The 13,008-nt window shown below is 32.8% G+C and carries 17 protein-coding genes; 5 read left to right on the top strand and 12 right to left on the bottom strand.

Going from position 1 to position 13,008, the window contains the following annotated elements; all coding sequences use genetic code 11:
• Window positions 1-166 precede the first annotated feature (166 nt).
• Window positions 167-751 (bottom strand): hypothetical protein, encoded by a 585-nt coding sequence (locus KE503_RS07170; protein ID WP_055197748.1) that lies wholly within the window; start codon window positions 749-751, stop codon window positions 167-169.
• Window positions 752-1,223: 472 nt separating this feature from the next.
• Between KE503_RS07170 and KE503_RS07165 the strand changes: the two genes are divergently transcribed.
• The 5 genes from KE503_RS07165 (at window position 1,224) to KE503_RS07145 (ending at window position 6,480) form a co-directional block, all read left to right on the top strand.
• Window positions 1,224-1,796, top strand: coding sequence for a hypothetical protein (locus KE503_RS07165; protein WP_147340826.1), 573 nt, complete (start codon window positions 1,224-1,226; stop codon window positions 1,794-1,796).
• A gap of 688 nt (window positions 1,797-2,484) precedes the next feature.
• Window positions 2,485-2,814 (top strand): hypothetical protein, encoded by a 330-nt coding sequence (locus KE503_RS07160; protein ID WP_055197750.1) that lies wholly within the window; start codon window positions 2,485-2,487, stop codon window positions 2,812-2,814.
• Between the two features lie 110 nt (window positions 2,815-2,924).
• On the top strand, window positions 2,925-3,896 hold the full coding sequence (locus KE503_RS07155; RefSeq protein WP_212384848.1) for a viral replication protein: 972 nt from the start codon (window positions 2,925-2,927) through the stop codon (window positions 3,894-3,896).
• Complete coding sequence (locus KE503_RS07150) at window positions 3,893-5,212, top strand: FtsK/SpoIIIE domain-containing protein (RefSeq protein WP_117944952.1); 1,320 nt, start codon at window positions 3,893-3,895, stop codon at window positions 5,210-5,212. The genes KE503_RS07155 and KE503_RS07150 overlap by 4 nt, the downstream gene beginning before the upstream one ends.
• Before the next feature lie 89 nt (window positions 5,213-5,301).
• Window positions 5,302-6,480 carry a tyrosine-type recombinase/integrase gene (locus tag KE503_RS07145; protein ID WP_212384847.1) on the top strand — a complete coding sequence of 393 codons (1,179 nt, stop codon included), beginning with the start codon at window positions 5,302-5,304 and terminating at the stop codon, window positions 6,478-6,480.
• Window positions 6,481-6,732: 252 nt separating this feature from the next.
• Here the strand turns inward: KE503_RS07145 and KE503_RS07140 are convergent, their stop codons facing one another.
• The 11 genes from KE503_RS07140 to KE503_RS14510 all read right to left on the bottom strand — a co-directional run bounded on the left by KE503_RS07140 (window position 6,733) and on the right by KE503_RS14510 (window position 12,877).
• Window positions 6,733-7,506, bottom strand: a complete 774-nt coding sequence (locus tag KE503_RS07140) for a sigma-70 family RNA polymerase sigma factor (protein ID WP_212384846.1) — start codon at window positions 7,504-7,506, stop codon at window positions 6,733-6,735.
• A gap of 83 nt (window positions 7,507-7,589) precedes the next feature.
• On the bottom strand, window positions 7,590-8,450 hold the full coding sequence (locus tag KE503_RS07135) for a hypothetical protein (protein WP_212384845.1): 861 nt from the start codon (window positions 8,448-8,450) through the stop codon (window positions 7,590-7,592).
• Window positions 8,451-8,793: 343 nt separating this feature from the next.
• On the bottom strand, window positions 8,794-9,420 hold the full coding sequence (locus KE503_RS07130; protein ID WP_212384844.1) for a hypothetical protein: 627 nt from the start codon (window positions 9,418-9,420) through the stop codon (window positions 8,794-8,796).
• Window positions 9,407-9,760 carry a hypothetical protein gene (locus KE503_RS07125; RefSeq protein ID WP_118352257.1) on the bottom strand — a complete coding sequence of 118 codons (354 nt, stop codon included), beginning with the start codon at window positions 9,758-9,760 and terminating at the stop codon, window positions 9,407-9,409. Before KE503_RS07125 ends, KE503_RS07130 begins: the two co-directional genes overlap by 14 nt.
• A 21-nt stretch (window positions 9,761-9,781) precedes the next feature.
• The gene (locus KE503_RS07120; protein WP_118352256.1) at window positions 9,782-9,994 is read right to left on the bottom strand and encodes a hypothetical protein; all 213 of its coding nucleotides are present in this window, start codon (window positions 9,992-9,994) and stop codon (window positions 9,782-9,784) included.
• A 304-nt stretch (window positions 9,995-10,298) separates the two neighbouring features.
• Window positions 10,299-10,607 carry a hypothetical protein gene (locus KE503_RS07115; protein WP_212384843.1) on the bottom strand — a complete coding sequence of 103 codons (309 nt, stop codon included), beginning with the start codon at window positions 10,605-10,607 and terminating at the stop codon, window positions 10,299-10,301.
• An 80-nt stretch (window positions 10,608-10,687) separates the two neighbouring features.
• Complete coding sequence (locus tag KE503_RS07110) at window positions 10,688-10,945, bottom strand: hypothetical protein (protein ID WP_212384842.1); 258 nt, start codon at window positions 10,943-10,945, stop codon at window positions 10,688-10,690.
• A 320-nt stretch (window positions 10,946-11,265) separates the two neighbouring features.
• Entirely contained in the window at window positions 11,266-12,201 is a 936-nt protein-coding gene (locus KE503_RS07105) for a phage replisome organizer N-terminal domain-containing protein (RefSeq protein WP_212384841.1), read from the bottom strand.
• Window positions 12,191-12,391: a hypothetical protein gene (locus tag KE503_RS07100; RefSeq protein ID WP_212384840.1), complete on the bottom strand. Its 201-nt coding sequence runs from the start codon at window positions 12,389-12,391 to the stop codon at window positions 12,191-12,193. The genes KE503_RS07105 and KE503_RS07100 overlap by 11 nt, the downstream gene beginning before the upstream one ends.
• A 5-nt stretch (window positions 12,392-12,396) precedes the next feature.
• On the bottom strand, window positions 12,397-12,630 hold the full coding sequence (locus KE503_RS07095; protein WP_212384839.1) for a hypothetical protein: 234 nt from the start codon (window positions 12,628-12,630) through the stop codon (window positions 12,397-12,399).
• Between the two features lie 46 nt (window positions 12,631-12,676).
• Window positions 12,677-12,877: a helix-turn-helix domain-containing protein gene (locus KE503_RS14510; RefSeq protein WP_330601009.1), complete on the bottom strand. Its 201-nt coding sequence runs from the start codon at window positions 12,875-12,877 to the stop codon at window positions 12,677-12,679.
• Window positions 12,878-13,008 lie beyond the last annotated feature (131 nt).

The following is a 13,008-nucleotide window of genomic DNA, read 5'->3' as shown; positions in this document are numbered from 1 at the left end:
TTTTCCTCACATCTATATCCTAAAATACAAAATAATAATGCTTGTATTCCTCTTCCTACTGCATTATTAATATCTGGAGTTAGAACAATAAAAAATAAAATAAGATAACCAATTCCTATAATTAAATATCTATTATTTTTTTTATTTTTCAATTCATTTCACCTACCTAAAACAAAACAAATACAATTAATCTCGCTCCTATTCCTGCAAATGTTTTTGGAATTCCTACTTTTTGTAATGCATGCTGAATTGCGTCTGTAATTGTCCCCTCTGCATTAGCTGCGATATTAAGAACTGCTGATACTTTTTGATATGTAAGATACTTCTCAACCTTTTCTGCTGCTGCTTTTGGTAATTTTTTTGCAGCCTTTCGAATTGCCTTCTCAAATGCTTTAGCTCCTATATGTTTAAGTTTTTTTAACATTGCTTTAGCTGCTATCTTTGCAGCCTTTGATTTTACCCCTCTTCCATAGCCATTACTCACATTGATATTATCTTCCTTTAATGAATCATTAAAGGCTTGAGCAAATGCACTCATTTCACTTTTAGTTAATGTAGTTTCTGCATCAGATGATTGTGTACTTATTCCGTATATGATATCATTTTCATTAAAAATATCATCATTCAACGATACATCTTCCTCCGTTGCTGTAATTTCATCAGCATAAACATTAACTCCTGAAAGAGCCGTAGTTCCAATAATAACTGAAGATAAAACAATTGCTACATTCTTTTGAAATTTAAAATTCATAGATGTCCCTCCCTATTGCTAGATTGTTATTTCATCAACCATATTAGTCCTACCAATTTTTTATGTCAATAGTTTTTTGTTTATTATTATATACAAAACTAATTGTTTTAATGGTATTGATTTTTTTATCAAAATGATTTAGACTGTAGATACTAGTAGATAGAGGATATGCTATTAGTCTTTGTCGGCAGTAGAGAGCTGGGGTTTGCCGCCTTTCTAATCAAGAATTTTTACTTTATTATTTTAGAATCAAATTATATTTATATATATAAAAAGCAATCAAATTATTGATTGCTTTTTTGTTTTCAGAAAGGAAAATTCTTGAATCCTTGACAGGCTCTACGAAAGGAGGTTTTTATGATAAAATTTTCTATTGTCGACATCAATTTATACTTAATATTAGCATATCATTTAATTTATATAACTATCAACTGCCTGTCTGTCAATCGCAACATTACTACTATATATGTATATGGAAGAATTTGCTTCCTATGTACAAAACGTTGCTTCTAAACACAATTCAAGATTAATTAACATTAATGAAAAAATCAACTCAATGCAGTCACTTGCATTGATAAAAAACGAAAAAAGAAACAATTTAAAAATAGGATTATACTTTTTGATTTCTCACAATTACAAAATTGTCTTAAAACGAAATGCAAAAGGAAACCGGAAATATCAAATTGTAACAGAAGATAAAAAACTTCTTTGTTTACGTTCTACTGTACACGAAAATGATAAAAAATTAAAAGCATTATTTAATGGAGACCATTATAAAGTAACACCAGCGGCTCTATTTCGGTTATCAATTGCACTTTCTCTTACTTTTGAGGACGCATATGACTGGTATCTTGCTTGGGGATATGATTTATCATCTGATGCATATCAATGTGAGGAGTTTGCAAAACTTTTGCGTAAATACTGTATCAAGTCTGGTCATTCATTAGAAGTTTCTGACGTTCACGAAAGATTATATCAGGCTGACCTTTATTCACAAATTCATCATTTAGGTGCATTATATCCAAGAGACCGAAATAAAAAGTAACAGAAACAAGAACAAAATGATATTCTTTATATATAAATACAGCTATATATTTTTAATTAATATATAGCTGTATTTATTATAATTTTAAATCTTAATCTGGTTTATATAAACCAAAACCATGTTCCCGATGGTAAGCTGGTCCTTGTGGCTTTTTACCATTCCAATACTTATCACTTCTTACTTTATCATATAATTTCAATATATTCCAAAATTCTACTCTCTTATCAATATCATATTGAGGATTTCTGTACTTATCTTGTACAATTTTTCTTTCTATTTCCCATTCCTTATCCGTTAATTTTTTTATTCTTTCATAACTATACTTAGGAGCTTCTTTTTTTTAAATAAAATTATATACTCCCACAGCACTTAATATGCCTATACCCAATATCATTTCTTTTATTTTTGCCATATCAATTCCTCCGATATTTCTAATTGATAATCTATTATAAATTATTTTTCTTCATGTCAATAATAACACAAATCTATTCTTATTCATATTTTACAAACATACTTATTTATTTTATTATCTACAATTCTTAAAATTTGCCTTTTTAAATTGTATTAATTTATATACAAAATAAAGTTTTTTTTACTCAATATGAATAATCAATATGCGTTAAACTAAGCTCAACATCGATGTTAGAGTTACAAGTCAATTAGCACAATCAAACGAAAGGGGGTAATCATGAATATACTGAACGTCTGTATTGATGCCGTCAAAACAGTAGGTACAGAACTTATACTCATTGGCATCCGTCCTTATTATAAATATGAGGATGGAAAAAAAGTAGATAAGATTGAGGGTTATCGTTACGAAATCGTTCTCTGTCAACGCAAATATGAACGACTATTTGTCAAAATTGCAGGCGACCAGCGTATTCCTTTTAATGAAGATGAAGGTGGACTTCCAGTCCAATTTGAAAATCTTGAACTTCATGTTTATTATCAATGGAAAACTGGCACTTACGAGATATCCGCCACGGCTACTAACATACAGACCTACAAGAAAGGATAGTAGAAAGGGATGTCTAATCCCTTTCTACTATCTTAGCGTAAAAGGTAGTATTACCTTTTACGTTACAAGTAGCTTGTAGCATCACACATATAGAAAGGAGTGATAATTGAATGAAGAATCCAAATTCTCAATCACGAAAATGGTTATTTACCATTCAAAAACCATCTCAATGTGGCTTATCAAATGAATATGTTCATTCTGTATTGCAAGGCTTAATGACAGTAGATTACTATTGTTTCTGCCGTGAGATTGCAAAAACAGGTTCTGAACACATGCATATATTCATTTACAGTCACTCCCCAATCCGATTTTCAACGGCTAAAAAGCGATTCCCAATGAGTCATTTAGATAAAGCTCTCGGAACTTGCGCCGAAAACCGTGCTTATCTCTTAAAAGAGGGAAAATGGGCATCAACGGAAAAAGCAGAAACTAGCATAAAAGGCAGTTTTCAGGAATGGGGAACAATCCCAGCAGAAGGGAAAGAAACTAATCCACAAAAGAGTAAATTAATTGAGTTAATTCAGTCTGGCATGACAACGAGTGAAATCATTCTTAGCAATCCAAATTATGCGTTCAAAACAAACGATATTAATGTATTGCGAGAGACTCTACTGTCTGATAAATACTCACGTGTTAATCGTGAGTTAAATGTCACGTACATCTTCGGTAGTACTGGTGCTGGGAAAAGTCACTATATATTTGACCACCATTCTCCGCTTGACATCTGCCGTATCACAAGTTATGGTAACAAATTAAATTCGACAAAATTTGATTCCTACCATGGCCAAAATACATTGGTATTTGAAGAATACCATTCGCAGATTTCCTTACCGGAAATGCTCAATATATTAGACATTTACCCATTGCAACTTCCGGCCAGATATAATGACCACATTGCATGTTATAGCAATGTCTATATTGTGTCAAATCTGCCCCTAGATGCTCAATACGCTGATTATCAAGCTTATGATAAAGAAACATGGAACGCTTTTATTCGACGTATCACATCTATTAAGGAGTTCAAACGTAATGGCGTATCTACCATAATTATTGACCATGACAAGAAGGAGTATCTGCTATGACACAAAAAAACAGGACTCAACAACAATTAGGGGATAATTATATCCCCTTAAGAATTGCATATCGTATACAAACATTTATGCGAAGATTAAGAAATGATTTCAAAGTGCAAAAAGTATTCTTTATGTATATAATCATTATGTTATTTTGCAATCTTTTTATCAATGTTACCGTTAATAATTCTATCAAAATGATGGAATCTAAGGTTTCTATGCTAGTATTTGGAGGACTACTTTTATTAGTTTTATTTTTTAAATACAGCGATGGATTTCTTGACAGAAAATACTATGATTTGTTTTTCTCAATAGGATTTAAAAATTCTGCTAACATTCCGCCTATATTGATATCGCAGGAATGTATAGATAATTCAATCCAATTAATTTTTGACAATGTTGGTATACCTTTTTCATATTGGCAAAATCATAAAGAAGAGTTGGAAAGTATATTAAATATTTCTATTTCTTCAATTAAAATTGGAAAAAATAATCGGCAAATTATTATTAACGCATGTCATGGAAAATTTGATTATAGTAAAGATATTTATTGGAATGACGAAAATCATCCACAAAATAAAGGCTCTCTCTTAATAGGAGAGTCTTTATTTAATAAAATATATGTCTCTTTAAATGATTATCCTCATATCCTCATTGGTGGAGCAACAGGTTCAGGAAAGACATTGCTTTTAAAGCTAATACTAATGCAGTGCATCAATAACGGATTTATTGTTAATATCGCAGATTTTAAAGGCGGTGTCGATTTTGGACGTATCTGGGAAAATCATTGTATGTTTGTTACTGACATCTCAAATACGACAAAAAAACTAGATGAAATCATTTCTGAACTAGAAAACAGGAAAAAATTATATGCCAAAAATGGTTATAAAAACATCTCTGAATACAACAATCATGAACTCATCAAACACAAGCGAATTATATTCGCTTGTGATGAATTGGCAGAACTTCTTGATACCACTGGATTATCACCGAGAGAAAAAGAGCCAATTAAAAAAATTCAAAATCAGCTAAGTAGTCTAGCACGTTTAGGTCGAGCATTCGGAATTCATTTGATTCTTGCAACACAACGTCCAGACGCTAATATCATTAGTGGACAGATAAAAAATAATATCAGTTATAAAATCTGCGGACGTGCTGACCAAGTTTTAAGTCAGATTATTCTTGATAATACCGATGCCTCGACATATATTCCATCAGATTCAAAAGGATTGTTTCTAAATCAAGATGGCACATTATTCAAGGCATACCTTTTTGATGAAACAACAGACATACAAGGCGGTGGTCGTATGCACACGGAACAATAACAACTAGGGAAGAACTTTTATCAATCTACTTTCGCCAACTGTTCAGACCTGTTATAATTATTCCTGAAGAGAACCCTGTTAAAAAAGAAATGCAAACTTTAACAGAAAAAAAATTTTTAGAGGAATTTTATAATACAAAAGGTCACAACTGGCGAAAGGATAAAACCTCTGGAAGATATCTTGTATATGTTTATGATGAAGCATATAAAAATCATCGTAAACTACTATCTAAACCAACTAAACAAGCATTAGATAAAGCAGTAATTAAACATTACCATGCAAATGAATCTACCTTTGAAGATTTATATTTTGATTATTACTCATTAAGATTTGGAACAGAAAGCAATTCAACTCGTGACAGGTGGGATTGTACATGGAATACTTATTTTGCGAATAATCCTTTTATTCAAAAACCAATAAGTCAATATTCTTTAGGCGACATTGAAGATTTTGTTTACCCTATCGTAAATAAAAAAATGACTCGTAAGCAGACTCAAAAAATATTGAATATCTTAAAAGAGGTATTTCATCGTTCTGTTTCCAAAGATTATCGTGTAAATAATCCGATGACTGAATTTTCAATTCCTGACTCTTATTTTGTTCGAGAATACGATAAAGATGTTGAAGAATCTGTTTTAAATTCCTTTGAATTTAAACTTTTACAAAAGGAACTTTTTCGAGAAATTGAAGATTTTCCAAAATATTCAACTGCTTTCGCCATCTTACTGGATGCTTATACTGGTGCTCGTGCTGGCGAGGTAGTCGCATGGAAATGGTCTGATATTTCTTTCAAGAAAGGAATTATTTCCATTCGTCGTGCGGAGAGTCGTCATTCCAAACGCAATGAGCAAGGCGAAAAAATCAAAGGTTATGATTATATCATTGGAGATGTCAAAACCAAAAATTCAAGACATAATCTTCCATTGTCCAAAAATGCTTTGAAAGTCTTACATCTATTAAAGGATTGGCAAAAAGAACATAACATCCATACAGATTGGCTTTTTGTCAACACTGACGGTCAACGTATCACTGCCAGTATCCTTGAACAAAAGTATCGCAGATTATGGAAACGTCTTGATTTAGATTCAGGTAATGGCGGTATCCATTGTTTACGAAAGACTTTTTGTACCGAACTTGCATTAAAAGGAATGTCAATCTATGAACTACAAAAACTGATGGGACATTCAGACATTGCCACAACGCAAAAATATTATATAAAGATTGGTATTGATAACGAAAATTCTTTACAATATCTGGAAACTTTATAGAGTTTATGCAAATTTATGCAAAATCGCAAGAAAACATAGAAATGAAAAAATCCCGAAACCCGCATAAATGCGTGGTTTCGAGACTTTTAACCGAAAGCGATAGACGGGGCTCGAACCCGCGGTCTCGACCTTGGCAAGGTAATGATAAGAGTATTTCTATTGTTTTTCCTTGTTTCTATGTGTATTTTTTAGTATCTATTTCTATTATTTATCTCTATTTTATGTAGTTACTTCCTCAAAACTTCCCCAAAGTCACAAATATTTATTTGCTAATGCACGTATTTTATAGTTTCCTTTTAACTTACTAACAGTATTTGTTGTTTTTGCGTGTACCGCTTGATATGAAATACCTAAACGTTCAGAACATTCTTGTAAAGTCAATTTTTCTATATATCTAAACTTTAGTACTTGTATTTGTGTATCTGTTAGTATGTTTTCTAGTTCTTTCCACAAATCAGACTTTAATTTTTTACAATCGTATTTATGTTCTATCTCCTGTAGGTCGTTATTGCAATCTTTGATAGTATCGCCTATTGTCATATCGTCATTTATTAGTTTGTCCATTGATGAGATACTTACCATATTTACAGCGTCTTTTACTGTTTTTAATCCGCTTTCTGATATACCTAACCTTTCAATAACTTCTTTGTCTGTTGGCTGTTTATCATGCTCTTTTGTGTATTCTTCTAAGAATCTCATATATTTACTAATATCAGTATATATATATTGTGGAAGTTTTATAGCACGTTTATTCCTCATATCTCGCCCTATATTCCATTTTATACTATTAGTTAGATATGTTGTAAACTTAACGCCCTTATCGACTTTATATCGGTTCACAGCTTCATACAGATAGATATATGCTTCTTGCATTAAATCATCTTTATCAATTATGTTACCATATCCATTATAACGCTTCAATAATCTGTATAATAGACCAGTATTCTGGTTATATAGTTGCATCATGTTATCATTGACATTCTCGCCTTGCTGTATCCTTTTCACTAATGTTTCGTTGTCTATCATCCTTTTCACTCTCCCTGTACGCAAAAAGAAGCCCTGTCGTGGGTATTAACAAGGCTTCTTTTTTATTAAATTATCAAATTGTTTTACTGTGGTTTAATAGCGATCTCGTCAAGGCTTTCCAGTGCTTCCGCTCCTAATCTGTCTAAGCATCCCGCGTTAGCTCTTCTAAGTGCGTTATTTGTGGATACTGCGTTCATACAAAAATGCTCGAAGCGTTCAAATGCTTTCATTTCGGCTGTTCCGTTGCTCGTTACTCCTAATCTGTATGTTGTTAATAGTTTTGTCTCTTTTTTATTTTTGATTGCATAGTTGGCTACAATTCTAATCATTGTTGTATTGAATCTATATTTAAATAAAAGGCTGTCAATTTCTTCTTCTGATACATCAATACCGCTATTTAGCAATGCCATTGTATTATTATCAATCCTATCTGGTGTAACTGTGTAGAATCCCTTTAAATGGATATGGAACTCACTCTTTAAGGCTGTAAGTTTCTGTTTGAGATCGTTATAGATTCCAATACAGCTATTATCATATTCTTCATTAGCAAGCAAATACTCTGTTTTTCTTGCACTGGTCCATGAATCACTTACATTAATTGCACTTCTCGCTTCTTTCCATGCCTTTTCTGCTTTGTCGTGCTTGGCTTCTACTTCATCCCTCTGTTTGCTTGCTTCTTCTGTCAATCTTGCCATTTCAAGGATATATTCGTTAAATGTTTTGAATAAATAGTCGCCGTTATCCATCTTTTTCAACATTTCATCCACTTCATTATTGACTTTATCAACGATTGCCTTGGCTTCTTCATTTCCCTGTTCTGCTAATCCCTCTAACTGTCCGATATTGTACATAACTTTGTTCCCGCTATAGTCCAGTTCATAGCGTTCAGCCTTTACAGTGTTATATAGGTCCTTATCAAAGATTTTATTTAAAATTCTACTCATTATTGTCCTTTCTGCTTTCGCTCATTTTTGAGCAAAAGGCTTTATAAACTGTTTTACTACACGCGTGCGTATCGTGTAGTGATATTGTTCTCTCACGCGTGTATAGTGTCAAGAAATAATGCTATACGCTGTATTTCAACGTCATTCCACGTTCTTTTGTGACACTTTTTTGATACTTTTCTGCTCTGTCCAACTTTGGATAGTCAAATAATGTGCCCTGCGTACTTAATTTGAGTACGTAGGTTATTTTTATCTTCTAAGATGGCGATTTACAACTTTAGAATTGGTATCTCATTTTACTCATTTTTGAGTAAGTTCGAACCCACTCAATTTTGAGTTGGTTCTATTTATCATTTGCTAATTTATTGTATTGCCCGATATCGTTCTGCCTTAGTAACATCTTTTCGCTTAAAGACATACTATTCAGCTTATCAATACCTTTTTCTTTCTGCTCTGGTGGCTGATTCTGATTGAATTTAGTTGTAAAGGCGGGTATCGCTCTATCACTTACAAATACACTTTCTCTTAGCTCTGGTGGCACAATTTCGTCAAACACTTCTTCAATGCTTTTTGTGTTATCTTCTTCTAACGCTTCTAACATTTGTCTGTTGACTTCATTTTCTGTAATGCTATTAATAAACTTTTTACCAGAAAAGAATTTTCTTAAATTTTCCTTGTTGGTTTGTTCATTGATTAGCTTTATTCTTGTGTCCTGTACTTCCTGTAGCTGTTGCTTTAATGTTTCAGCCTGTTCTTTAAGGCTTACCGCTTCTTTAAGCTCTGCTTGTTTCTGTTTTAGTGTTCTTTTCGCTTCTTCTACCTCACTCTTAATTCTTTTCGCTTTCTCTACCTGTTTATTATAGTCTGCGATTGTCTTATAATTCTGATTCCATGCCTTTCTTAGTGGCTCTTTTTTATCTTCTGGGATTTCAATTTCTAATTCTGCTAAAATCTGCTCATAATTCTGCATTGTCTACCTCTCTTTCACAATATACTTTAGCCAACTCTGCAATCTTTATCATGCTATTGGCTGTATTTTCTAAGTTTCTGACAAATTCTTTAACTTCCAGACTGTTTGACGGCTTATAATACCCGCCATCACTAGAACTGATTATAATTTTGCCATTTAGGCGTTCTCTTTCTACTTGCTTTCTTAATGATCTAACATTGCGAAAACCTAACGCCTGTTTTAAATATTCTGTAGATAAGGCGTTTTCTTTGCCTATATCTAATAATTCGTAAATTATTTTTCTCACCAACTTTCTAATTTTTTGTTGTGTAACAATGTCGTTAAATAAAAAATTTTTCATGTTGGTTTCCAATTCCTTTCCTTATTTTCCCGCTACGGTATCAATGTACTTTTTGACTTTTTCCATCGAATTTAACTTTCTGCCGTTAACTCTGACGACTGCGTCCGCCTGTTGTGCTATTGCTTTAGCGGTTTTTCTTCCAACCCCTAACACACAACGTAACTCTTCATCCGTCACTAGTAATCTGTTTTTTAGTACTTCTGTATCATTGCTTGCATACTTTGTTTTTTCCAACTAGTACCACCTCTTCCTTTCTTCCCCTCTTTTTACAATGTTTATTCCTGCTATAACCATCATACCACATCAACAAACGTTTTTGGGTACACTCTTTTTTTCAGTAAATCACTGCTTGGTTTGCTTGTCATTTGCCTGTGATGCTACTATGCAAAAAGTCTTACAGCCCGCATAAATACGTGGTTTCTTGCCTGTGATTTGCCTGTTATTGGTTTGTTATCATAGTTGTTTACCACCCTAGAGCAAAAAAATAACCAGACCTAAAGTATATAAGTCTGGTTATTGCTTTACATTCTGTCGTTATTTAGAACCCTTGTTTTTTCATGTCTCTGTTTACCTTTTCTGTATTGATTTCATACCCGCCCCTTATGATCTGTTTTATAGTGTTTCTAACTTCTTCTAAATATGTGTTAACTATTGCTTTATCAGCTCCTACCTTGTCACATTTTTTTATTATTCTTTCTTCAAGGTCTGCTAATGCCATTTCTCTATCGCTATCATTCAATTCAAGAAGTTTTGCGATAAAATAAGCACTAATTAACTCTAAATCCCCCTCTTTATAAACTCTTTGCTTCTCTGTAATATTCATATTTTCGTTTTTATTATTATTCATGATTAAATACCTCACTTGTTTATTAAAATTAATTTATGGCTATTCTGTTGCGTTCTGTGACGCTTTGTATTATTTACTTGTTACGCTGTAAATCCGTTCTCTCTTAACTCTCTTGCAATGTCAAATAGATTCAAATAATAATTATTACAGATCATTCTTTCATTGTCTGGAAGTACTTGAATTTGTCGCATCATATCCGTTACTGCCTGTTCAAATTCTTCATTGTTTAGCTGTGTAAGTTTAAGAAGTAAGTTTGCTGTGGCTTTGTTTAGCTTGTCAGCCTTATCACTTCTGCGACACTCTACATTGCTTGCATTTTCAATTTTATTATTCTGCATGATAAATACCTCGCTTATTTCTTAGAATTAATTTATGGCTATTCTGTTGCGTTCTGTGACGCTTTGTGTTATGGTTTGGTTGCACTATCTAAACCTTTTTGTTATAATCAAACAACAACAAGGTTTTTGTATTGGTCCATACATGGGTTCGCTGTTCATGTATGGACCTTTCTTTTTATAACTGCGATAATCCAGACAGTATGAAAGCTACTGCTATTACTGGACTTATTAACTGCGTCAGCATTAACAAGCACCCAATAACTATGATCACTTGCCCTAAATGTCTATCTTGCATGATTCCACCTCTTTCTTTAAATCGTTCATGCTGTCACTTTCTCTTTTGTTTTCAACATTCTGTTTAATATAAATTCAAGTTCATTTGTACACCCATCTTCCTTTGATGATTTTTTTATTTGTTCGCTCATGCCCTCGGCAGTTTCAAACGTTGTTTTAAATTCATTTGTTGTTATCGTTGGGTTAGTCAATGGTATACACTTATTTATTGCTTCATACAAACCCTTATATTTTCCATCCCATTGTTCACCTATTACTTCAATGTTTGGCGATAGTGTTAACGATGTACAAGTATTGTTATACATATCAATCACTTCTTGTGCTTCTGGATAACTGGATTTTGCACAATTATTATTTATATATTTATCTATCTCTTTATCTTCCTCTCTCTCTTTCTCTATGTTACATTCTGTTTCACTAGTAACCTTGGTTTGTTTCCCTTGTAACATAGAGTTGTTACACTCTGTTTCATTGGTAACATCATCTTGCTTCGCATTATTACTGTTTGTTTCCTTTGTAATATTATCTTGTTTCATCATGTTATTTTTTTGTTTCGCTTCTCTAGCTTTTTTAGCCTTTTCCCTAGCTCTATACTCTTGAACTCTTAAAGTACTTTCTGCAAGAGAACCAACAAACTGATTGACTTCATCAAAATAACAACCATCTTCTTCAATCTCTACAAGTTCTAAGTTACTCAATGTATCTAGTGTAGCTTTTACAAGTTCTGCATCTTCATTGATCTGAATTGCTATTTCTTCGCTTATACTTTGTGTTGCACGTTGGAACATATAATATCCGTCTGTGTTTTTTACTGCATCTAACATTTTGAAATATAAAACGATTTTTGTATTTCCGTTTTCTGTCTTTCTTATAATCTTTGTCTTAACCCTGTCAAAATAGTTTTCTGGAATATGTATCCAGTTATAACGCGGGTCCTTTTTATCTTCTTTTTTATTTGCCATCTTCTAACACCTCGCTTTCTGCCTTAATACCCATTCTTTCAAACAAATAAGCTCTGTTGACGTTTCCAGAGATAGTCATATAGCCTTTTTCTTTCAGCTCATTGTTTAACTGTCTCATGATTTTGTACGCTGTGGACTTTCCGCAGTTCAATAGTTCGCTTACCTCGTCAGCTTTTGCAAATACTGTCATATTCTTCACTCCCTTTCATAATCTACATAGCTACATAATGCTTTATTAAGGCTTTCTAGTGCTGTTTGCTCGCCTAACACGCCGTAATTGGTGTGAAAATGTATGTCGTCCTGCACGTTCTGTATCGTACAGTTATACAGCACATAATACTTGATAAATCCTTTAATGATTTCCAGATCACTAAGGTTTCCGTGTGCTAGATCAAACAACCAGATTTTCATATTATCGTTGTACCTCATATCTCACCGCCTTTCATTCATTCTAAAGCCATGCCACGACCTTTTTTTACTCAATAATCTGTTCTACTTTGACATTTAATGCCTTGGCAAGTCTGCCTGCACACATTGGCGTCACTTCTCTGCTGTTTAGAATCACGTTAATTCGTGCCCTACTGCACCCATAAGCGTTTGCTAATGCTGTGATTGACATTAGGTTATTGCCTAATTGAATATCAATTTTTTCTCTGCTTAATTTTAATTTGTTCACTATATCACCTCTTTCTACAAAAACTTTTGCTTGCATTTATAAGATAACGAAAACTTTTGCTTTTGTCAATATCATTTTGAAAACTTTTGCTTTTGTTTTTTTGTATTGTATGTTATCTTGTATATATGGAG

It is taken from the genome of Anaerostipes sp. Marseille-Q3525, assembly GCF_018223505.1.
Lineage (GTDB): Bacteria > Bacillota > Clostridia > Lachnospirales > Lachnospiraceae > Anaerostipes > Anaerostipes amylophilus.
This window is presented reverse-complemented; position numbering and strand designations above follow the sequence as displayed.